This is a genomic window from Escherichia sp. XD33, from assembly GCF_019375075.1.
Taxonomy (GTDB): domain Bacteria; phylum Pseudomonadota; class Gammaproteobacteria; order Enterobacterales; family Enterobacteriaceae; genus Enterobacter; species Enterobacter flexneri_A.
Genome location: NZ_JAENDM010000003.1, coordinates 164,004 through 186,345, shown reverse-complemented (window position 1 = coordinate 186,345; position 22,342 = coordinate 164,004). Strand labels below are relative to the sequence as shown.

Genomic DNA, 22,342 nt, shown 5'->3' with positions numbered 1-22,342 from the left:
TCGACATGGTTGGCCATCGTATGATGGCCTTTTTTGTGCTTATCGCGATGATTTTCGCTGCGCTATCAGGGTAAATTTATAGTCATCGGTATTAAAAGCGTTGCGGCTATATTCAAACACCCGACCATCAACTAAATATCCACGCGATACTTTTTCAAGAATCGGCTTTGTCTGGCTGATATTAAGCAGACGGCTCATCTCTTCGGTTGGCATCAGAGGAATGATTTCCTGTTCGCTACGATCGATAACCATTTTCTTCACTTCTTCGATAAAGTGATATTTCGAATTTTCCATGACCTGCCAGGTGAGATCCGGGAACAACGCAAGCGGCATCCAGGTTTCTTCCAGCGCCATTGGCTTTTGCTTGCGATAGCGCACGCGCTTCACATGCCACACACGATCCTGCGGGGTGATTTGTAGCTGTTGCTGAAGAAAATCGTCAGCCGGAATCACTTCGAATATCAGAACTTCACTGTGTGTATCGACGTGACGGTCCGACAGTTTTTCATCAAAACTGGTTAACTGAAAAATATCGTAATTGACCCGCTCTTCTTTGACGTAAGTCCCGCTGCCCTGAATGCTTTCGAGGATCTGCTGCTCGACTAGCTGGCGCAAAGCCTGACGCACCGTAACCCGGCTGACGCCAAACTCTGTTTGTAGCGCTGATTCAGTGGGTAACGCATCGCCAGGTTTAAGCTCGCCACGCGCAATTTGTTCACGAATGCGATCGGCAATCTGCCGGTATAAGGGCTTGTGTCCCATTTTTAGTATCTCATTAATACGAATTTAACCATTATGCCCGATAAATTCATCCTGCAAATAATACAAATACAATACAAATAATTTCAATCAAGTGAAATTGATCACATAATGGTATTGTTTTATCGGGCACACTGGCGCGACTATAAAAACGATCAAGTGAGGATCATGATGAATCTGACGACTCTGACCCACCGCGATGCGTTGTGTCTGAATGCGCGCTTTACCAGCCGTGAAGAGGCCATCCACGCGTTGACTCAACGTCTTGCTGCTCTGGGGAAAATTTCCAGTACTGAGCAATTTCTGGAAGAAGTGTATCGCCGTGAAAGCCTTGGCCCGACCGCCTTAGGTGAAGGGTTGGCTGTGCCGCATGGCAAAACTGCTGCGGTAAAAGAAGCGGCGTTTGCGGTCGCCACACTCAGCGAGCCGCTTCAGTGGGAAGGCGTTGATGGCCCGGAAGCAGTTGATTTAGTGGTGCTGCTGGCGATTCCCCCCAATGAAGCGGGTACTACGCATATGCAACTGCTGACAGCGCTGACCACGCGCCTTGCGGATGATGAGATTCGGGCGCGTATACAGTCGGCGACGACGCCTGATGAGTTGCTCTCGGCGCTGGATGACAAGGGAGGCACGCAACCTTCTGCCTCTTTTTCCAACGCGCCAACTATCGTCTGCGTAACGGCCTGTCTGGCGGGTATTGCTCACACCTATATGGCTGCGGAATATCTGGAAAAAGCCGGACGCAAACTCGGCGTAAATGTTTACGTTGAAAAACAAGGCGCTAACGGCATTGAAGGGCGTTTAACGGCGGATCAACTCAATAGTGCAACCGCCTGTATTTTTGCGGCTGAAGTCGCCATCAAGGAGAGTGAGCGTTTTAATGGCATTCCCGCGCTTTCAGTGCCTGTTGCCGAGCCGATTCGCCATGCAGAAGCGTTGATCCAACAAGCGCTTACCCTCAAGCGTAGCGATGAGACGCGTACCGTACAGCAAGATACGCAACCGGTGAAAAGTGTCAAAACGGAGCTGAAACAGGCACTGTTGAGCGGAATCTCTTTTGCCGTACCGTTGATTGTCGCGGGGGGCACGGTGCTGGCGGTCGCGGTATTACTGTCGCAAATCTTCGGGCTACAAGATCTGTTTAATGAAGAAAACTCCTGGCTGTGGATGTACCGCAAGCTGGGCGGCGGGCTGCTCGGAATTTTGATGGTACCGGTGCTCGCGGCCTATACCGCCTATTCTCTGGCAGATAAACCGGCGTTAGCGCCAGGCTTTGCGGCTGGACTTGCCGCCAACATGATCGGCTCCGGGTTTCTCGGCGCGGTCGTTGGCGGATTGATAGCCGGTTACTTGATGCGCTGGGTGAAAAATCACTTGCGTCTTAGCAGTAAATTCAATGGATTCCTGACTTTTTATCTCTACCCGGTGCTCGGTACGTTGGGAGCGGGCAGTCTGATGCTGTTTGTGGTGGGGGAACCTGTCGCCTGGATCAATAACTCGCTTACCGCCTGGCTGAACGGTCTGTCAGGAAGTAACGCGCTGTTGCTGGGTGCCATTCTCGGTTTTATGTGTTCCTTTGACCTTGGAGGGCCAGTGAATAAAGCCGCTTATGCATTCTGCCTGGGCGCAATGGCGAACGGCGTTTACGGCCCGTATGCCATTTTCGCCTCTGTCAAAATGGTTTCGGCATTTACCGTAACCGCTTCCACGATGCTCGCACCGCGCCTGTTTAAAGAGTTTGAAATTGAGACCGGGAAATCCACCTGGCTGTTAGGGCTGGCAGGTATTACCGAAGGGGCGATCCCGATGGCGATTGAAGATCCGCTGCGGGTTATTGGTTCGTTTGTGCTGGGCTCTATGGTAACGGGCGCTATTGTCGGTGCGATGAATATCGGCCTTTCGACACCCGGTGCCGGCATTTTCTCGCTCTTTTTACTTCATGATAATGGCGCGGGCGGTGTTATGGCGGCAATTGGCTGGTTTGGCGCGGCATTGGTGGGGGCTGCAATCTCGACTGCAATTCTCCTGATGTGGCGGCGTCACGCGGTTAAGCATGGCAACTATCTGACTGATGGCGTAATGCCATAAACAAAAAGGAAACGACGATGAAAGCAGTATCTCGCGTTCACATCACCCCGCATATGCACTGGGATCGAGAGTGGTATTTCACCACCGAAGAGTCACGTATTCTGCTGGTCAATAATATGGAAGAGATCCTGTGCCGACTGGAACAGGACAACGAATACAAATATTACGTACTCGACGGGCAAACGGCGATCCTCGAAGATTATTTCGCGGTGAAACCGGAAAACAAAGACCGTGTGAAGAAACAGGTAGAAGCCGGCAAGTTGATTATCGGCCCCTGGTATACCCAGACCGATACCACGATTGTTTCTGCGGAATCCATCGTCCGTAATCTGATGTACGGAATGCGTGACTGCCTCGCGTTTGGCGAGCCGATGAAAATAGGTTATTTACCAGATTCCTTTGGCATGTCCGGGCAACTGCCGCATATCTACAATGGATTTGGCATTACCCGCACCATGTTCTGGCGCGGATGTTCGGAGCGCCACGGTACTGATAAAACCGAGTTTTTGTGGCAAAGCAGTGACGGTAGCGAAGTGACGGCGCAGGTGCTGCCGCTGGGCTATGCCATCGGTAAGTACTTACCTGCCGACGAAAACGGATTACGTAAACGCCTCGACAGTTATTTTGACGTGCTGGAAAAAGCGTCTGTAACCAAAGAGATTTTGCTGCCGAATGGGCATGACCAGATGCCATTGCAGCAAAATATCTTCGAAGTGATGGATAAGCTACGTGAGATCTACCCTCAACGTAAGTTTGTGATGAGCCGCTTTGAAGAGGTATTTGAGAAGATCGAAGCGCAGCGAGATAATCTGGCAACCCTGAAAGGGGAATTTATTGATGGCAAATATATGCGCGTGCATCGCACCATCGGTTCTACGCGTATGGATATCAAAATTGCCCACGCGCGTATTGAAAATAAGATTGTTAATCTGCTGGAACCGCTGGCAACACTGGCCTGGACGTTGGGTTTTGAATACCACCACGGCTTGCTGGAGAAAATGTGGAAAGAGATCTTAAAAAATCATGCCCACGACAGTATCGGCTGCTGCTGTAGTGACAAAGTTCATCGCGAAATCGTCGCCCGCTTCGAACTGGCTGAAGACATGGCGGATAATCTGATTCGTTTCTACATGCGCAAAATTGCCGACAACATGCCGCAGAGCGACGCCGACAAACTCGTCCTGTTTAACCTGATGCCCTGGCCGCGTGAAGAAGTTATCAACACCACTGTGCGGCTGCGCGCCAGCCAGTTTAATTTGCGGGACGATCGCGGTCAGCCTGTACCGTATTTTATTCGCCATGCCCGTGAGATCGATCCAGGCCTAATCGATCGGCAAATAGTTCATTACGGTAATTACGATCCCTTTATGGAGTTTGATATACAGATCAACCAGATTGTCCCTTCTATGGGCTATCGCACGCTTTATATCGAAGCGAATCAGCCTGGCAACGTAATTGCGGCAAAAAGTGACGCTGAAGGGATACTGGAAAATGCTTTCTGGCAAATTGCGCTCAATGAGGATGGTTCTCTGCAACTGGTAGATAAAGACAGCGGTGTGCGCTATGACCGGGTATTGCAAATTGAAGAAAGCTCTGATGATGGTGATGAATATGACTATTCACCCGCAAAAGAAGAGTGGGTAATTACCGCAGCGAACGCGAAACCGCAATGCGATATTATTCATGAAGCCTGGCAGAGCAGGGCTGTTATCCGCTATGACATGGCAGTGCCGCTCAATTTGTCAGAACGCAGCGCCCGGCAATCCACTGGCAGAGTAGGGGTGGTGTTGGTTGCCACTCTTAGTCATAACAGCAGGCGTATTGATGTGGATATCAATCTTGATAACCAGGCTGACGATCATCGCCTTCGTGTCCTGGTCCCTACACCTTTTAACACCGACAGTGTTCTGGCAGATACGCAGTTTGGTTCGCTAACGCGCCCCGTGAACGACAGTGCAATGAACAACTGGCAGCAAGAAGGCTGGAAAGAAGCGCCGGTTCCGGTATGGAATATGCTCAACTATGTTGCCTTACAGGAAGGGCGTAACGGCATGGCTGTCTTTAGCGAAGGGTTACGTGAATTTGAAGTCATCGGTGAAGAGAAGAAAACCTTTGCCATTACGTTGCTGCGTGGCGTGGGCTTACTGGGCAAAGAAGATCTGCTTTTAAGGCCTGGGCGGCCTTCGGGAATTAAAATGCCAGTCCCGGACTCACAACTACGTGGTCTGCTTTCTTGTCGCCTAAGTTTATTGAGTTATACCGGTACGCCAACCGCCGCTGGTGTAGCTCAGCAGGCGCGAGCATGGCTGACTCCAGTACAGTGTTACAACAAAATCCCATGGGATGTGATGAAGCTCAACAAAGCCGGATTCAACGTGCCGGAAAGTTATAGTTTGTTGAAAATGCCCCCAGTGGGATGCCTGATAAGCGCACTTAAGAAAGCTGAAGACCGACAAGAAGTGATTTTACGGCTGTTTAATCCGGCTGAATCAGCAACCTGTGATGCGACTGTTGCTTTCAGTCGCGAGGTGATTTCTTGCTCAGAAACGATGATGGATGAACACATTACCACCGAGGAAAATCAAGGTTCAAATCTATCGGGGCCTTTTTTACCCGGCCAGTCACGGACGTTCAGTTACCGGCTTGCCTGAATAGCAATCAAACCGAAGCCACATATGCGCGGCCAGATTGTTGACAAAGGGCGCTTTGTTCATGCCGGATACGGCATGAACGCTTTATTCGGTCTACAAAAGCAGGCAAATTCAATATATTGCAGAGATGATGTAGACACTGGCAAGCGTAGCGCATCAGGTAATTTTGCGTTTATCTTCACTCTCAAGCCACGTATATGTGGCTTTATTTTTAACAAAATAATAACCCTGGGTGAGTTAATTATAATATAATTATAAGTTAACTAAATGTTAATATTGGCGGGGTGGATTTATGCCTTTATTAGTAATCCTGAAACTCTGCGTCGTATTAGCCAGTGACCAAAAAAAGAATTAAGGTCAACCGTGCTGTTTTTGCTTCGTCTCTTTTTATCTTTAATTGCCAACCGAAACTAATTTCAGCCTTATAACTCACACATTTTAAACATAAATGTCACTAAAGTTACCTTATTGAAACATGATTAACATAATTTGTAGGAATTGATATTTATCAATGTATAAGTCTTGGAAATGGGCATCAAAAAGAGATAAATTGTTCTCGATCAAATTGGCTGAAAGGCGGTAATTTAGCTATAAATTGATCACCGTCGAAAAATGCAAATTTGCTTCAACAAAAACCTGTTTATTGTAAGGATTTTGCGGCGTAATATATACGTGGGATCAATTTGAGTTTTTATTAACATGTTTGCAACCTTTCTTTACGCCGTTTTTGTGTGCATTCACATGGTATGATGAAAGTGTTCAAACAAATTTCTATTGGGGCATGCGTGTGACCCTTTCTAACGGGGTTCACTCTCGGAGTCTTCATGCGATGAGCAAGGAGTCATGATGTTAGATATAGTCGAACTGTCGCGCTTACAGTTTGCCTTGACCGCGATGTACCACTTCCTTTTTGTGCCACTGACGCTCGGTATGGCGTTCCTGCTGGCCATTATGGAAACGGTCTACGTCCTCTCCGGCAAACAGATTTATAAAGATATGACCAAGTTCTGGGGCAAGTTGTTTGGTATCAACTTCGCTCTGGGTGTGGCTACCGGTTTGACCATGGAGTTCCAGTTCGGGACTAACTGGTCTTACTATTCCCACTATGTAGGGGATATCTTCGGTGCGCCGCTGGCAATCGAAGGTCTGATGGCCTTCTTCCTCGAATCCACCTTTGTAGGTCTGTTCTTCTTCGGTTGGGATCGTCTGGGTAAAGTTCAGCATATGTGTGTCACCTGGCTGGTGGCGCTCGGTTCAAACCTGTCCGCACTGTGGATTCTGGTTGCGAACGGCTGGATGCAAAACCCAATCGCGTCCGATTTCAACTTTGAAACTATGCGTATGGAGATGGTGAGCTTCTCCGAGCTGGTGCTTAACCCGGTTGCTCAGGTGAAATTCGTTCACACTGTAGCGTCTGGTTATGTGACTGGCGCGATGTTCATCCTCGGTATCAGCGCATGGTATATGCTGAAAGGTCGTGACTTCGCCTTCGCTAAACGCTCCTTTGCTATCGCTGCCAGCTTCGGTATGGCTGCTGTTCTGTCTGTTATTGTTCTGGGTGATGAATCCGGCTACGAAATGGGCGACGTGCAGAAAACCAAACTGGCTGCTATTGAAGCCGAGTGGGAAACGCAACCTGCGCCTGCTGCCTTTACTCTGTTCGGCATTCCTGATCAGGAAGAGGAGACGAACAAATTTGCGATTCAGATCCCTTACGCACTGGGCATCATTGCAACGCGTTCCGTGGATACCCCGGTTATCGGCCTGAAAGAGCTGATGGTGCAGCATGAAGAACGCATTCGTAACGGGATGAAGGCGTACTCTCTGCTCGAACAACTGCGTTCTGGTTCTACCGACCAGGCGGTTCGTGACCAGTTCAATAGCATGAAGAAAGACCTCGGTTACGGTCTGCTGCTGAAACGCTATACGCCAAACGTGGCTGATGCGACTGAAGCGCAGATTCAACAGGCAACCAAAGACTCCATCCCGCGTGTAGCGCCGCTGTACTTTGCGTTCCGTATCATGGTGGCGTGTGGCTTCCTGCTTCTGGCAATCATCGCGCTCTCTTTCTGGAGTGTCATCCGCAACCGCATTGGCGAGAAAAAATGGCTTCTGCGCGCCGCGCTGTACGGTATTCCGCTGCCGTGGATTGCTGTAGAAGCGGGCTGGTTCGTGGCTGAATATGGCCGCCAACCGTGGGCTATCGGTGAAGTGCTGCCGACAGCTGTGGCGAACTCGTCACTGACCGCAGGCGATCTCATCTTCTCAATGGTGCTGATTTGCGGCCTGTATACCCTGTTCCTGGTGGCAGAATTGTTCTTAATGTTCAAGTTTGCACGCCTCGGCCCAAGCAGCCTGAAAACCGGTCGCTATCACTTTGAGCAGTCTTCCACGACTACTCAGCCGGCACGCTAAGACAGGAGTCGTCAAATGATCGATTATGAAGTATTGCGTTTTATCTGGTGGCTGCTGGTTGGCGTTCTGCTGATTGGTTTTGCAGTCACTGACGGTTTCGACATGGGGGTGGGCATGCTCACCCGTTTCCTCGGTCGTAACGACACCGAGCGTCGAATTATGATTAACTCCATTGCACCACACTGGGACGGTAACCAGGTTTGGCTGATCACCGCGGGCGGCGCACTCTTTGCTGCCTGGCCGATGGTCTATGCCGCTGCGTTCTCCGGCTTCTATGTGGCGATGATCCTCGTGCTGGCGTCTTTGTTCTTCCGTCCGGTCGGTTTTGACTACCGCTCCAAGATTGAAGAAACCCGCTGGCGTAACATGTGGGACTGGGGCATCTTCATTGGTAGCTTCGTTCCGCCGCTGGTAATTGGTGTAGCGTTCGGTAACCTGTTGCAGGGCGTACCGTTCAACGTTGATGAATATCTGCGTCTGTACTACACCGGTAACTTCTTCCAGTTGCTTAACCCGTTCGGCCTGCTGGCAGGCGTGGTGAGCGTAGGGATGATCATTACTCAGGGCGCAACCTATCTGCAAATGCGTACCGTGGGCGAACTGCACCTGCGTACCCGTGCAACGGCTCAGGTGGCTGCGCTGGTGACACTGGTCTGTTTCGCACTGGCTGGCGTATGGGTGATGTACGGTATCGATGGTTATGTCGTGAAATCGACAATGGACCATTACGCAGCCTCTAACCCACTGAATAAAGAAGTGGTTCGTGAAGCTGGCGCATGGCTGGTTAACTTCAACAACACGCCAATTCTGTGGGCTATTCCGGCACTGGGTGTGGTTCTGCCGCTGCTGACCATCCTGACTGCACGTATGGATAAAGCCGCGTGGGCGTTTGTGTTCTCCTCCCTGACGCTGGCCTGCATCATCCTGACAGCCGGTATCGCAATGTTCCCGTTTGTGATGCCGTCCAGCACCATGATGAACGCAAGTCTGACAATGTGGGATGCAACTTCCAGCCAGCTGACGCTTAACGTCATGACCTGGGTTGCGGTGGTTCTGGTACCGATCATTCTGCTCTACACCGCCTGGTGTTACTGGAAAATGTTCGGTCGTATCACCAAAGAAGATATTGAACGTAACACCCACTCTCTGTACTAAGTAAGGAGCTAAAAATGTGGTATTTCGCATGGATTCTGGGAACGCTTCTTGCCTGTTCGTTTGGGGTAATCACCGCGCTGGCGCTTGAACACGTCGAATCAGGCAAAGCCGGTCAAGAAGACATCTGATGAGTAAGATTATCGCGACTTTGTATGCGGTAATGGACAAGCGCCCCCTGCGGGCGCTTTCCTTCGTGATGGCGCTTCTGTTAGCAGGATGTATGTTTTGGGACCCATCTCGTTTTGCCGCGAAGACCAGTGAACTGGAAATCTGGCATGGTTTATTGCTGATGTGGGCCGTCTGTGCTGGTGTGATTCACGGCGTGGGCTTTCGTCCGCAGAAGGTTCTTTGGCAAGGGATTTTTTGCCCATTGCTTGCCGATATTGTTCTCATTGTCGGGCTGATTTTCTTCTTCTTTTAAATCAGAATTCTCTTTAAAAAATTATGGGCCGCTCCAGGCCCATAAATTTTTACGCTCCCTTAACTTGCCCTCATTCCCAAACCTCAATCGCGCGCGTATAGTAGCAGCGTTTAAAAGCTCTAACTTTTGTTGCATTACCGGGATGTAAAGTGAATACAACGCTGTTTCGATGGCCGGTTCGCGTCTACTATGAAGATACCGATGCCGGTGGTGTGGTGTACCACGCCAGTTACGTCGCTTTTTATGAAAGAGCACGCACAGAGATGCTGCGTCATCATCACTTCAGTCAGCAGGCGCTGATGGCTGAACGCGTTGCCTTTGTGGTACGTAAAATGACGGTGGAATATTACGCACCTGCGCGGCTCGACGATATGCTCGAAATACAGACTGAAATAACATCAATGCGTGGCACCTCTTTGGTTTTCACGCAACGTATTGTCAACGCCGAGAATACTTTGCTGAATGAAGCAGAGGTTCTGGTTGTTTGCGTTGACCCACTCAAAATGAAGCCTCGTGCGCTTCCCAAGTCTATTGTCGCGGAGTTTAAGCAGTGACTGACATGAATATCCTTGATTTGTTCCTGAAGGCTAGCCTTCTGGTTAAACTTATCATGTTGATTTTGATTGGTTTTTCAATCGCATCTTGGGCCATTATTATCCAGCGGACCCGTATTCTTAACGCAGCGGCGCGCGAAGCCGAAGCGTTTGAAGATAAATTCTGGTCTGGAATCGAACTCTCTCGCCTCTATCAAGAGAGCCAGGGGAAACGGGATAATCTGACTGGTTCGGAACAAATCTTTTACAGCGGGTTCAAAGAGTTTGTGCGCCTGCATCGTGCCAATAGCCATGCGCCGGAAGCCGTAGTGGAAGGGGCGTCGCGTGCTATGCGTATCTCCATGAACCGTGAACTTGAAAATCTGGAAACGCACATTCCGTTCCTCGGTACGGTTGGCTCCATCAGCCCGTATATTGGTCTGTTTGGTACGGTCTGGGGGATCATGCACGCCTTTATCGCCCTCGGGGCGGTAAAACAAGCAACACTGCAAATGGTTGCGCCCGGTATCGCAGAAGCGTTGATTGCGACTGCAATTGGTCTGTTTGCCGCTATCCCGGCAGTTATGGCCTACAACCGCCTCAACCAGCGCGTAAACAAACTGGAACTGAATTACGACAACTTTATGGAAGAGTTTACCGCGATTCTGCACCGCCAGGCGTTTACCGTTAGCGAGAGCAACAAGGGGTAAGCCATGGCCAGAGCGCGTGGACGAGGTCGTCGCGATCTCAAGTCCGAAATCAACATTGTACCGTTGCTGGACGTACTGCTGGTGCTGTTGCTGATCTTTATGGCGACAGCGCCCATCATCACCCAGAGCGTGGAGGTCGATCTGCCAGACGCTACTGAATCACAGGCGGTGAGCAGTAACGATAATCCGCCAGTGATTGTTGAAGTGTCTGGTATTGGTCAGTACACCGTGGTGGTTGAGAAAGATCGCCTGGAGCGTTTACCACCAGAGCAGGTGGTGGCGGAAGTGTCCAGCCGTTTCAAGGCCAACCCGAAAACGGTCTTTCTGATCGGTGGCGCAAAAGATGTGCCTTACGATGAAATAATTAAAGCACTGAACTTGTTACATAGTGCGGGTGTGAAATCGGTTGGTTTAATGACGCAGCCTATCTAAACATCTGCGTTTCCCTTGCTTGAAAGAGAGCGGGTAACAGGCGAACAGTTTTTGGAAACCGAGAGTGTCAAAGGCAACCGAACAAAACGACAAGCTCAAGCGGGCGATAATTATTTCAGCAGTGCTGCATGTCATCTTATTTGCGGCGCTGATCTGGAGTTCGTTCGATGAGAATATAGAAGCTTCAGCCGGAGGCGGCGGTGGTTCGTCCATCGACGCTGTCATGGTTGATTCAGGTGCGGTAGTTGAGCAGTACAAACGCATGCAAAGCCAGGAATCAAGCGCGAAGCGTTCTGATGAACAGCGCAAGATGAAGGAACAGCAGGCTGCTGAAGAACTGCGTGAGAAACAAGCGGCTGAACAGGAACGCCTGAAGCAACTTGAGAAAGAGCGGTTAGCGGCTCAGGAGCAGAAAAAGCAGGCTGAAGAAGCCGCAAAACAGGCCGAGTTAAAGCAGAAGCAAGCTGAAGAGGCGGCAGCGAAAGCGGCGGCAGATGCTAAAGCGAAGGCCGAAGCAGATGCTAAAGCTGCGGAAGAAGCAGCGAAGAAAGCGGCTGCAGACGCAAAGAAAAAAGCAGAAGCAGAAGCCGCCAAAGCCGCAGCCGAAGCGCAGAAAAAAGCCGAGGCAGCCGCTGCGGCACTGAAGAAGAAAGCGGAAGCGGCAGAAGCAGCTGCAGCTGAAGCAAGAAAGAAAGCGGCAACTGAAGCTGCTGAAAAAGCCAAAGCAGAAGCTGAGAAGAAAGCGGCTGCTGAAAAGGCTGCAGCTGATAAGAAAGCGGCAGCAGAGAAAGCTGCAGCCGACAAAAAAGCAGCAGAAAAAGCGGCTGCTGAAAAGGCAGCAGCTGATAAGAAAGCAGCGGCAGAAAAAGCCGCCGCAGACAAAAAAGCGGCAGCGGCAAAAGCTGCAGCTGAAAAAGCCGCTGCAGCAAAAGCGGCCGCAGAGGCAGATGATATTTTCGGTGAGCTAAGCTCTGGTAAGAATGCACCGAAAACGGGGGGAGGGGCGAAAGGGAACAATGCTTCGCCTGCCGGGAGTGGTAATACTAAAAACAATGGCGCATCAGGGGCCGATATCAATAACTATGCCGGGCAGATTAAATCTGCTATCGAAAGTAAGTTCTATGACGCATCGTCCTATGCAGGCAAAACCTGTACGCTGCGCATAAAACTGGCACCCGATGGTATGTTACTGGATATCAAACCTGAAGGTGGCGATCCCGCACTTTGTCAGGCTGCGTTGGCAGCAGCTAAACTTGCGAAGATCCCGAAACCACCAAGCCAGGCAGTATATGAAGTGTTCAAAAACGCGCCATTGGACTTCAAACCGTAATCGCGATGTTGACTGTTCGGACGGTCAACATCAGGCACCGGTTGCCACGGGGTTCTGGTAGTTTTGTGTATTTTAGTTTGTTAACATTCTGCTAAATTATCGTGGGCCATCGGTCCAGATAAGGGAGATATGATGAAGCAGGCATTACGAGTAGCATTTGGTTTTCTCATACTGTGGGCATCAGTTCTGCATGCTGAAGTCCGCATTGTGATCGACAGCGGTGTAGATTCCGGTCGTCCTATTGGTGTTGTTCCTTTCCAGTGGGCGGGGCCTGGTGCGGCACCTGAAGATATTGGCGGCATCGTTGCTGCTGACTTGCGTAACAGCGGTAAATTTAATCCGTTAGATCGCGCTCGTCTGCCACAGCAGCCGGGTAGTGCGCAGGAAGTACAACCAGCTGCATGGTCCGCACTGGGCATTGACGCTGTAGTTGTCGGTCAGGTCACTCCGAATCCGGATGGTTCTTACAATGTTGCTTATCAACTTGTTGACACTGGCGGCGCACCGGGTACTGTACTTGCTCAGAACTCGTACAAAGTGAACAAGCAGTGGCTGCGTTATGCTGGTCATACCGCCAGTGATGAAGTGTTTGAAAAACTGACCGGCATTAAAGGTGCGTTCCGTACTCGTATTGCCTACGTTGTTCAGACCAACGGCGGTCAGTTCCCGTATGAACTGCGCGTATCTGACTATGACGGTTACAACCAGTTTGTCGTTCACCGTTCACCGCAGCCGCTGATGTCTCCGGCGTGGTCACCAGACGGTTCTAAACTGGCTTATGTGACCTTCGAAAGCGGTCGTTCCGCGCTGGTTATTCAGACGCTGGCAAATGGCGCTGTACGTCAGGTGGCTTCATTCCCGCGTCACAACGGTGCACCTGCATTCTCGCCAGACGGCAGCAAACTGGCATTCGCCTTGTCGAAAACCGGTAGTCTGAACCTGTACGTAATGGATTTGGCTTCTGGTCAGATCCGCCAGGTGACTGATGGTCGCAGTAACAATACCGAACCGACCTGGTTCCCGGATAGCCAGAACCTGGCATTTACTTCTGACCAGGCCGGTCGTCCGCAGGTTTATAAAGTGAATATCAACGGCGGTGCGCCACAACGTATTACCTGGGAAGGTTCGCAGAACCAGGATGCGGATGTCAGCAGCGACGGTAAATTTATGGTAATGGTCAGCTCCAATGGTGGGCAGCAGCACATTGCCAAACAAGATCTGGCAACGGGAGGCGTACAAGTTCTGTCGTCCACGTTCCTGGATGAAACGCCAAGTCTGGCACCTAACGGCACTATGGTAATCTACAGCTCTTCTCAGGGGATGGGATCCGTGCTGAATTTGGTTTCTACAGATGGGCGTTTCAAAGCGCGTCTTCCGGCAACTGATGGACAGGTCAAATTCCCTGCCTGGTCGCCGTATCTGTGATAATAATTAATTGAATAGTAAAGGAATCATTGAAATGCAACTGAACAAAGTGCTGAAAGGGCTGATGATTGCTCTGCCTGTTATGGCAATTGCGGCATGTTCTTCCAACAAGAACGCCAGCAATGACGGCAGCGAAGGCATGCTGGGTGCCGGCACTGGTATGGATGCGAACGGCGGCAACGGCAACATGTCTTCCGAAGAGCAGGCTCGTCTGCAAATGCAACAGCTGCAGCAGAACAACATCGTTTACTTCGATCTGGACAAGTACGATATCCGTTCTGACTTCGCTCAAATGCTGGATGCACATGCAAACTTCCTGCGTAGCAACCCGTCTTACAAAGTCACCGTAGAAGGTCACGCGGACGAACGTGGTACTCCGGAATACAACATCTCCCTGGGTGAACGTCGTGCGAACGCCGTTAAGATGTACCTGCAGGGTAAAGGCGTTTCTGCAGACCAGATCTCCATCGTTTCTTACGGTAAAGAAAAACCTGCAGTACTGGGTCATGACGAAGCGGCATACTCCAAAAACCGTCGTGCGGTACTGGTTTACTAAGAGAATTGCATGAGCAGTAACTTCAGACATCAACTATTGAGTCTGTCGTTACTGGTTGGTATAGCGGCCCCCTGGGCCGCTTTTGCTCAGGCACCAATCAGTAGTGTCGGCTCAGGCTCGGTCGAAGACCGCGTCACTCAACTTGAGCGTATTTCTAATGCTCACAGCCAGCTTTTAACCCAACTCCAGCAACAACTTTCTGATAATCAATCCGATATTGATTCCCTGCGTGGTCAGATTCAGGAAAATCAGTATCAACTGAATCAGGTCGTGGAGCGGCAAAAGCAGATCCTGTTGCAGATCGACAGCCTCAGCAGCGGTGGTGCAGCGGCGCAATCAACCAGCAGCGATCAAAGCGGTGCGGCGGCATCAACGACGCCGACAGCTGATGCTGGTACTGCGAATGCTGGCGCGCCGGTGAAAAGCGGCGATGCAAACACGGATTACAATGCAGCTATTGCGCTGGTGCAGGATAAATCCCGCCAGGATGACGCAATGGTGGCATTTCAGAATTTCATCAAAAATTACCCTGATTCAACTTACCTGCCAAACGCCAATTATTGGCTGGGTCAGTTAAACTACAACAAGGGTAAAAAAGATGATGCGGCGTACTATTTTGCTTCGGTAGTGAAAAACTATCCGAAGTCACCAAAGGCTGCTGATGCGATGTTTAAAGTCGGCGTCATCATGCAGGACAAAGGTGACACCGCAAAAGCGAAAGCCGTATACCAGCAGGTTATCAGTAAATACCCTGGTACTGATGGCGCTAAACAGGCACAAAAACGTCTGAACGCGATGTAATGCATAACACACGACCAGAAGTCGCATTATTTCTGGTCGTGTCGTGCGAATCATAAGCAGTTGAGTGATCTGCATCGAAATTTTTGTTGCGCTCAAGTCTGAAATCAGTAATATATGCCGCCGTTGCCACGGGATATCAAACAAACCGAAAGCAACGAAAAAGTGGGTCGTTAGCTCAGTTGGTAGAGCAGTTGACTTTTAATCAATTGGTCGCAGGTTCGAATCCTGCACGACCCACCAATCGCTAAGGTGGAAGCGGTAGTAAAACGTGAAGGATAACGTTGCATCAGCAACGGCCCGAAGGGCGAGACGAAGTCGAGTCATCCTGCACGACCAACCACTAACATAGTTAGTTGTAGTATCCAGCGTAGTATTGGGTGATTAGCTCAGCTGGGAGAGCACCTCCCTTACAAGGAGGGGGTCGGCGGTTCGATCCCGTCATCACCCACCACCGGGTCGTTAGCTCAGTTGGTAGAGCAGTTGACTTTTAATCAATTGGTCGCAGGTTCGAATCCTGCACGACCCACCACTAATTACGGTGGGTTCGGTGGAAGTAGTTTGTAGTATCCAGCGCAGTATCGGGTGATTAGCTCAGCTGGGAGAGCACCTCCCTTACAAGGAGGGGGTCGGCGGTTCGATCCCGTCATCACCCACCACTCGGGTCGTTAGCTCAGTTGGTAGAGCAGTTGACTTTTAATCAATTGGTCGCAGGTTCGAATCCTGCACGACCCACCAGTTTTAACATCAAACTCAGATGTTAAGCGTGAAGGATAACGTTACGCCAGCAACGGCCCGTAGGGCGAGCGAAGCGAGTCATCCTGCACGAGCCACCAATTTTAAAGATTGGTTCCGAGTAGAAATCTTTCAGGTAACACCCATATGGGTCGTTAGCTCAGTTGGTAGAGCAGTTGACTTTTAATCAATTGGTCGCAGGTTCGAATCCTGCACGACCCACCAATTTAAAGGTGGTTACTGGTAGAGAACGTGAAGGATAACGTTGCGTTAGCAACGGCCCGAAGGGCGAGACGAAGTCCAGTCATCCTGCACGACCCACCATCCTGAATGATTAAAGCAGCATAATCCCGCAAGGGGTCGTTAGCTCAGTTGGTAGAGCAGTTGACTTTTAATCAATTGGTCGCAGGTTCGAATCCTGCACGACCCACCAATGTAAAAAAGCGCCCTAAAGGCGCTTTTTTGCTATTCAGGCATCTCTCAATTTCAATTCTTGACCCTGATGACATACTCCGCGCTTGCTGCGTAAACAACTTTACGTCGGAGGAATAAGACGCAAAGTGTGGCATTCGGCATCTCATACGTAATTCGAGTGACTTTTCCCCACCATTCGACTATCTTGTTTAGCATATAAAACAAATTACACCGATAACAGCGAATATTACGCTAATGTCGGTTTTAACGTTAAGCCTGTAAAACGAGATGGTAAGATGAGCGTAATGTTTGATCCAGACACGGCGATTTATCCTTTCCCCCCGAAGCCGACGCCGTTAAGCATTGATGAAAAAGCGTATTACCGCGAGAAGATAAAACGTCTGCTAAAAGAACGTAATGCGGTGATGGTTGCCCACTACTATACCGATCCCGAAATTCAACAACTGGCAGAAGAAACCGGTGGCTGTATTTCTGATTCTCTGGAAATGGCGCGCTTCGGTGCAAAGCATCCCGCTTCTACTTTGTTAGTCGCTGGGGTGAGATTTATGGGAGAAACCGCCAAAATTCTCAGTCCGGAAAAAACAATTCTGATGCCGACACTTCAGGCTGAATGTTCACTGGATCTCGGCTGCCCTGTTGAAGAATTTAACGCATTTTGCGATGCCCATCCCGATCGTACTGTCGTCGTCTACGCCAACACTTCTGCTGCGGTAAAAGCGCGCGCAGATTGGGTGGTAACTTCAAGCATTGCCGTCGAACTTATTGATCATCTTGATAGTTTGGGTGAAAAAATCATCTGGGCACCCGACAAACATCTGGGGCGTTACGTGCAAAAACAGACGGGTGGAGACATTCTATGCTGGCAGGGTGCCTGTATTGTGCATGATGAATTTAAGACTCAGGCGTTAACCCGCTTGCAAGAAGAATACCCGGATGCTGCCATACTGGTGCATCCAGAATCACCACAAGCTATTGTCGATATGGCGGATGCGGTCGGTTCCACCAGTCAACTGATCGCTGCTGCGAAAACATTGCCACATCAGAGGCTTATTGTGGCAACCGATCGGGGTATTTTCTACAAAATGCAGCAGGCGGTGCCAGATAAAGAGTTACTGGAAGCACCAACCGCAGGTGAGGGTGCAACCTGCCGCAGCTGCGCGCATTGTCCGTGGATGGCCATGAATGGCCTTCAGGCCATCGCAGAGGCATTAGAACAGGAAGGAAGCAATCACGAGGTTCATGTTGATGAAAGGCTGCGAGAGAGGGCGCTGGTGCCGCTCAATCGTATGCTGGATTTTGCGGCTACACTACGTGGATAACGAATAATAAGGCGTAACGTTACGCTTTGGGGGAAAGATGGATTTTTTTAGTGTGCAGAATATCCTGGTACATATACCAATAGGGGCAGGCGGTTATGATCTCTCATGGATCGAAGCGGTAGGCACGATCGCCGGGTTGCTGTGTATTGGCCTTGCCAGTCTGGAGAAGATCAGCAACTACTTCTTTGGCCTGATCAACGTCACCTTGTTTGGCATTATTTTCTTTCAGATTCAGCTGTATGCCAGCCTGCTATTACAGGTGTTTTTCTTTGCCGCGAATATTTACGGCTGGTATGCGTGGTCGCGACAAACCAGTCAGAACGAGGCGGAGTTGAAAATTCGCTGGTTGCCATTGCCGAAGGCGCTAAGCTGGTTGGCGGTTTGCGTTGTTTCGATTGGTCTGATGACGGTATTTATCAATCCGGTGTTTGCATTTTTGACCCGCGTGGCAGTCATGATCATGCAAGCATTAGGATTACAGGTTGTGATGCCTGAACTGCAACCGGACGCTTTCCCGTTCTGGGATTCATGCATGATGGTGTTATCTATCGTGGCAATGATTCTGATGACGCGTAAGTATGTGGAAAACTGGCTGTTGTGGGTGATTATTAACGTGATTAGCGTCGTTATTTTTGCACTTCAGGGCGTTTACGCCATGTCTCTGGAGTACATCATCCTGACCTTTATTGCGCTCAACGGCAGCCGGATGTGGATCAACAGCGCACGCGAAAGAGGCTCACGCGCGCTGTCCCATTAATGGTGATGATGTGAATGGCCAGACACCCCTTCATTCAGGTGGCAGTCTGGCCCATGACAAGGTTGATATTCCATCTGAATGGTGGCGTGCTCAATCTGATAGTGATCCATCAGGTAGTGTTGGAGCTGATCCAACAAGGCATCGTGATCGTGTGGCGGGATCACCTGCACATGCAGCGTCATCACCGGCTTCTCGCCTACCATCCATACATGTACATGGTGCACATTGCGGACTTCCGGGATTTCCCGGCACATACGACGCTTCAGTTCAGCGATATCCAGCGATACCGGTGCACCTTCAAGTAATTCATTCACGCTATCTTTCAACAGTCGCCACGCGCTACGCAGAACCAGAAGCGACACCAGTATCGAGAGAATGGGGTCAGCAGGTGTCCAGCCAGTCCAGATAATAATCAACGCGGCAATAATAGCCCCAACCGAACCCAGCAGGTCCCCGAGCACATGCAGTGCCGCTGCTCGTACGTTGAGGTTTTTCTCTTCGCTGCCGTGATGAAGTAACCAGAAAGAAAGTATATTTGCCAGCAACCCAGCCACGGCAATTGCCATCATCATGCCGCCCTCGACCGGACGCGGCGTGCGGAAGCGTTCTATCGCCTCCCAGACAATCAAAATGGTAATTACCACGAGGGCTATGGCATTCACAAACGCCGCGAGCGTGGTCAGTCTTAGCCAACCGAAAGTGTGGCGAATGGTGGGAGGACGACGTGAAAATTGCACGGCGAGTAGGGCGAAAAGCAGGGCGGCAGTATCGGTCAACATATGACCCGCATCGGCCAGCAATGCCAGAGAACCAGAAAGAAAACCACCAACGACTTCTACCAGCATAAACCCGGCAGTCACGCCGAAAGCATACAACAAGCGACGAGCATTATTATCTTCTGGCAGGTGTGAGGACGTGTGTGAGTGTGAGTGCGCCATGACGAGTCATCCCTTAATTATTCTCACTTAACTTTATGACATCATACTGCTTTTAGAAGTGAAAAATTAAAAGGGAGAGACTCCGCTCTCCCATTATTGGCTATTTTGCAGGGTTACTGCGTGGTACCGTCGGTTTTGGTATCGACATCATTATTGATGCCATCACCGGTTTGTACCTTTTTATTGATATCCGGACAGCGACCATCTTTGCACATGGTGTTCTTGTGCTCTTCATCTTTGGTCATTCCGTCATTGTTCATTGAAGAACCATCCGAATGCAGCATTGTGCCGCCAGAACCGGTATTTACCCCGTTATTGTCGACGTTATTTGGCGCGACATTTTCACGGGCGTCAGGGGCTACCTGGCCCGCATCAGCTGCGGCGTTTGCCTGGCCGTTATTAGTTTGCGCTCCGCTATCGGCAGCCAGTGCGGCACCGCTGGCAAGGCTTAGAGTGGCAGTCAGAAATAATGTGGCCAGTTTTGTCATTTTCATAGGATGCTCCTGTTATGGTCGTTATGTCGGATAACCTCTTCCAACAGTGCATTTGCAGGTGAATATAAGGCATTGGTTTAAGATTTCAGCCAGGTTATGAAACGCAGCAGAGAATCTTGAAATAATTAACAAACAAAGGAGTTACAGTTAGAAATTGTAGGAGAGATCTCGTTTTTCGCGACAATCTGGCGTTTTTCTTGCTAATTCCAGGATTAATCCGTTCATAGTGTAAAACCCCGTTTACACATTCTGACGGAAGATATAGATTGGAAGTATTGCATTCACTAAGATAAGTATGGCAACACTGGAACAGACATGAATTATCAGAACGACGATTTACGCATCAAAGAAATCAAAGAGTTACTTCCTCCTGTCGCATTGCTGGAAAAATTCCCCGCTACTGAAAATGCCGCGAATACGGTTGCCCATGCCCGAAAAGCGATCCATAAGATCCTGAAAGGTAATGATGATCGCCTGTTGGTTGTGATTGGCCCATGCTCAATTCATGATCCTGTCGCGGCAAAAGAGTATGCCACTCGCTTGCTGGCGCTGCGTGAAGAGCTGAAAGATGAGCTGGAAATCGTAATGCGCGTCTATTTTGAAAAGCCGCGTACCACGGTGGGCTGGAAAGGGCTGATTAACGATCCGCATATGGATAATAGCTTCCAGATCAACGACGGTCTGCGTATAGCCCGTAAATTGCTGCTTGATATTAACGACAGCGGTCTGCCAGCGGCAGGTGAGTTTCTCGATATGATCACCCCACAATATCTCGCTGACCTGATGAGCTGGGGCGCAATTGGCGCACGTACCACCGAATCGCAGGTGCACCGCGAACTGGCATCAGGGCTTTCTTGTCCGGTCGGCTTCAAAAATGGCACCGACGGTACGATTAAAGTGGCTATCGATGCCATTAATGCCGCCGGTGCGCCGCACTGCTTCCTGTCCGTAACGAAATGGGGGCATTCGGCGATTGTGAATACCAGCGGTAACGGCGATTGCCATATCATTCTGCGCGGCGGTAAAGAGCCTAACTACAGCGCGAAGCACGTTGCTGAAGTGAAAGAAGGGCTGAACAAAGCAGGCCTGCCAGCACAGGTGATGATCGATTTCAGCCATGCTAACTCGTCCAAACAATTCAAAAAGCAGATGGATGTTTGTGCTGACGTTTGCCAGCAGATTGCCGGTGGCGAAAAGGCCATTATTGGCGTGATGGTGGAAAGCCATCTGGTGGAAGGCAATCAGAGCCTCGAGAGCGGGGAGCCGCTGGCCTACGGTAAGAGCATCACCGATGCCTGCATCGGCTGGGAAGATACCGATGCTCTGTTACGTCAACTGGCGAATGCAGTAAAAGCGCGTCGCGGGTAAGGTTTAATTGTCGGATGCGCCGTCAGAGTGGCGTATCCGATGAATCACCACAGGCCTGATAAGTCGCGCAGCGTCGCATCAGGCAATGTGCTCCATTGTTAGCAACAAAAAAGCCGACTCACTTGCAGTCGGCTTTCTCATTTTAAACGAATGACGTTTACTTCGCTTTACCCTGGTTTGCAACCGCCGCTGCTTTCGCTGCGATCTCGTCAGCATTACCCAGATAATAGCGTTTCAGCGGTTTGAAATTCTCGTCGAACTCATACACCAGCGGCACGCCAGTCGGGATATTAAGCTCAAGAATCTCTTCTTCGCTCATGTTATCAAGATATTTCACCAGCGCACGTAAAGAGTTACCGTGTGCAGCGATGATCACGCGCTCACCGCTCTTCATACGCGGCAGAATAGTTTCATTCCAGTAAGGGATCACGCGGTCAATGGTCAGCGCCAGGCTTTCCGTCAGCGGCAGTTCTTTCTCGCTCAGTTTCGCGTAACGCGGATCGTGACCCGGATAACGCTCATCATCTTTAGTCAGTTCCGGCGGAGTCACTGCAAAACCACGACGCCACTGTTTCACCTGCTCGTCGCCATACTTTTCAGCAGTTTCCGCTTTGTTCAGACCCTGCAATGCACCGTAGTGACGTTCGTTCAGTTTCCAGGATTTCTCAACGGGCAGCCATGCCTGATCCAGTTCGTCCAGCACATTCCACAGGGTATGGATAGCGCGTTTCAGCACAGAAGTGTAAGCAAAGTCAAAGCTGTAACCTTCCTCTTTCAGCAGCTTACCTGCTGCTTTTGCTTCGCTTACGCCTTTCTCAGACAGATCCACGTCGTACCAACCGGTGAAACGGTTTTCTTTGTTCCACTGACTTTCGCCATGACGAACCAGAACCAGCTTAGTTACAGCCATATACTTACTCCTCAAATCATCTTTTAATGATAATAATTCTCATTATATTGCCGCGACGAAGCAACAGCAATGCTTACGCATAACCATAGCGAAAATAGTGGCGCAGTGTAAGG

The 22,342-nt window shown here is 50.1% G+C and carries 21 protein-coding genes and 7 tRNA genes; 24 read left to right on the top strand and 4 right to left on the bottom strand.

Translation table 11 applies throughout. The features are described from left to right. Positions 1-39 precede the first annotated feature (39 nt). Positions 40-762 carry a mannosyl-D-glycerate transport/metabolism system transcriptional repressor MngR gene (gene mngR / locus K0778_RS03785; RefSeq protein ID WP_000509902.1) on the bottom strand — a complete coding sequence of 241 codons (723 nt, stop codon included), beginning with the start codon at positions 760-762 and terminating at the stop codon, positions 40-42. A 168-nt stretch (positions 763-930) separates the two neighbouring features. Here mngR and mngA point away from each other — a divergent pair, with 168 nt between their 5' ends. From mngA to pnuC, 23 genes are all read left to right on the top strand, one after another. After that, a complete protein-coding gene (gene mngA / locus K0778_RS03780) occupies positions 931-2,847 on the top strand; it encodes a PTS 2-O-a-mannosyl-D-glycerate transporter subunit IIABC (protein ID WP_063084850.1) in 1,917 nt (638 codons plus the stop codon). Between the two features lie 17 nt (positions 2,848-2,864). Then, the gene (gene mngB, locus K0778_RS03775) at positions 2,865-5,498 is read left to right on the top strand and encodes a mannosylglycerate hydrolase (protein WP_063084851.1); all 2,634 of its coding nucleotides are present in this window, start codon (positions 2,865-2,867) and stop codon (positions 5,496-5,498) included. Positions 5,499-5,522: 24 nt separating this feature from the next. Then, positions 5,523-5,750: a hypothetical protein gene (locus K0778_RS03770; protein WP_001324497.1), complete on the top strand. Its 228-nt coding sequence runs from the start codon at positions 5,523-5,525 to the stop codon at positions 5,748-5,750. 594 nt (positions 5,751-6,344) lie between these two features. Next, complete coding sequence (gene cydA, locus K0778_RS03765; protein WP_000884361.1) at positions 6,345-7,913, top strand: cytochrome ubiquinol oxidase subunit I; 1,569 nt, start codon at positions 6,345-6,347, stop codon at positions 7,911-7,913. A 15-nt stretch (positions 7,914-7,928) separates the two neighbouring features. Next, positions 7,929-9,068, top strand: coding sequence for a cytochrome d ubiquinol oxidase subunit II (gene cydB, locus K0778_RS03760; RefSeq protein WP_000568275.1), 1,140 nt, complete (start codon positions 7,929-7,931; stop codon positions 9,066-9,068). A gap of 14 nt (positions 9,069-9,082) precedes the next feature. Continuing rightward, positions 9,083-9,196 (top strand): cytochrome bd-I oxidase subunit CydX, encoded by a 114-nt coding sequence (cydX, locus tag K0778_RS03755; RefSeq protein ID WP_000270282.1) that lies wholly within the window; start codon positions 9,083-9,085, stop codon positions 9,194-9,196. Continuing rightward, a complete protein-coding gene (gene ybgE, locus K0778_RS03750; protein ID WP_000034602.1) occupies positions 9,196-9,489 on the top strand; it encodes a cyd operon protein YbgE in 294 nt (97 codons plus the stop codon). The genes cydX and ybgE overlap by 1 nt, the downstream gene beginning before the upstream one ends. A 149-nt stretch (positions 9,490-9,638) precedes the next feature. After that, entirely contained in the window at positions 9,639-10,043 is a 405-nt protein-coding gene (ybgC, locus tag K0778_RS03745; protein ID WP_001098384.1) for a tol-pal system-associated acyl-CoA thioesterase, read from the top strand. Further along, the gene (gene tolQ / locus K0778_RS03740) at positions 10,040-10,732 is read left to right on the top strand and encodes a Tol-Pal system protein TolQ (RefSeq protein ID WP_000131314.1); all 693 of its coding nucleotides are present in this window, start codon (positions 10,040-10,042) and stop codon (positions 10,730-10,732) included. The genes ybgC and tolQ overlap by 4 nt, the downstream gene beginning before the upstream one ends. 3 nt (positions 10,733-10,735) lie before the next feature. Continuing rightward, complete coding sequence (gene tolR / locus K0778_RS03735; RefSeq protein WP_000090097.1) at positions 10,736-11,164, top strand: colicin uptake protein TolR; 429 nt, start codon at positions 10,736-10,738, stop codon at positions 11,162-11,164. Between the two features lie 64 nt (positions 11,165-11,228). After that, entirely contained in the window at positions 11,229-12,494 is a 1,266-nt protein-coding gene (gene tolA / locus K0778_RS03730) for a cell envelope integrity protein TolA (protein WP_000030637.1), read from the top strand. A gap of 132 nt (positions 12,495-12,626) precedes the next feature. Further along, positions 12,627-13,919 carry a Tol-Pal system beta propeller repeat protein TolB gene (tolB, locus tag K0778_RS03725; RefSeq protein ID WP_001295307.1) on the top strand — a complete coding sequence of 431 codons (1,293 nt, stop codon included), beginning with the start codon at positions 12,627-12,629 and terminating at the stop codon, positions 13,917-13,919. Between the two features lie 34 nt (positions 13,920-13,953). Beyond that, positions 13,954-14,475, top strand: coding sequence for a peptidoglycan-associated lipoprotein Pal (gene pal, locus K0778_RS03720; RefSeq protein ID WP_001295306.1), 522 nt, complete (start codon positions 13,954-13,956; stop codon positions 14,473-14,475). 9 nt (positions 14,476-14,484) lie between these two features. Beyond that, positions 14,485-15,276 (top strand): cell division protein CpoB, encoded by a 792-nt coding sequence (cpoB, locus tag K0778_RS03715; RefSeq protein ID WP_000097580.1) that lies wholly within the window; start codon positions 14,485-14,487, stop codon positions 15,274-15,276. Between the two features lie 164 nt (positions 15,277-15,440). Continuing rightward, positions 15,441-15,516, top strand: a tRNA-Lys gene (locus tag K0778_RS03710). 135 nt (positions 15,517-15,651) lie between these two features. After that, positions 15,652-15,727, top strand: a tRNA-Val gene (locus K0778_RS03705). Between the two features lie 2 nt (positions 15,728-15,729). Continuing rightward, a tRNA-Lys gene (locus K0778_RS03700) sits at positions 15,730-15,805 on the top strand. 51 nt (positions 15,806-15,856) lie between these two features. After that, positions 15,857-15,932: transfer RNA gene (locus K0778_RS03695), tRNA-Val, on the top strand. A gap of 3 nt (positions 15,933-15,935) precedes the next feature. Beyond that, positions 15,936-16,011 (top strand) — tRNA-Lys (locus tag K0778_RS03690). 146 nt (positions 16,012-16,157) lie between these two features. Then, positions 16,158-16,233: transfer RNA gene (locus K0778_RS03685), tRNA-Lys, on the top strand. A gap of 132 nt (positions 16,234-16,365) precedes the next feature. Beyond that, positions 16,366-16,441: transfer RNA gene (locus K0778_RS03680), tRNA-Lys, on the top strand. 277 nt (positions 16,442-16,718) lie between these two features. Further along, the gene (gene nadA, locus K0778_RS03675) at positions 16,719-17,762 is read left to right on the top strand and encodes a quinolinate synthase NadA (RefSeq protein ID WP_000115290.1); all 1,044 of its coding nucleotides are present in this window, start codon (positions 16,719-16,721) and stop codon (positions 17,760-17,762) included. Between the two features lie 37 nt (positions 17,763-17,799). Next, entirely contained in the window at positions 17,800-18,519 is a 720-nt protein-coding gene (pnuC, locus tag K0778_RS03670) for a nicotinamide riboside transporter PnuC (protein WP_000345410.1), read from the top strand. On the opposite strand, the gene zitB is transcribed toward pnuC, so the two are convergent. Continuing rightward, positions 18,516-19,457, bottom strand: coding sequence for a CDF family zinc transporter ZitB (gene zitB / locus K0778_RS03665; protein WP_000951295.1), 942 nt, complete (start codon positions 19,455-19,457; stop codon positions 18,516-18,518). The two genes, pnuC and zitB, sit on opposite strands and share 4 nt — an antisense overlap. 113 nt (positions 19,458-19,570) lie before the next feature. After that, positions 19,571-19,951 (bottom strand): YbgS-like family protein, encoded by a 381-nt coding sequence (locus K0778_RS03660; RefSeq protein ID WP_000784351.1) that lies wholly within the window; start codon positions 19,949-19,951, stop codon positions 19,571-19,573. A gap of 315 nt (positions 19,952-20,266) precedes the next feature. On the opposite strand from K0778_RS03660, the gene aroG reads away from it, so the two are divergent. Then, a complete protein-coding gene (aroG, locus tag K0778_RS03655) occupies positions 20,267-21,319 on the top strand; it encodes a 3-deoxy-7-phosphoheptulonate synthase AroG (RefSeq protein ID WP_001109196.1) in 1,053 nt (350 codons plus the stop codon). A 157-nt stretch (positions 21,320-21,476) separates the two neighbouring features. On the opposite strand, the gene gpmA is transcribed toward aroG, so the two are convergent. Continuing rightward, positions 21,477-22,229, bottom strand: a complete 753-nt coding sequence (gene gpmA / locus K0778_RS03650) for a 2,3-diphosphoglycerate-dependent phosphoglycerate mutase (protein WP_001295305.1) — start codon at positions 22,227-22,229, stop codon at positions 21,477-21,479. Positions 22,230-22,342 lie beyond the last annotated feature (113 nt).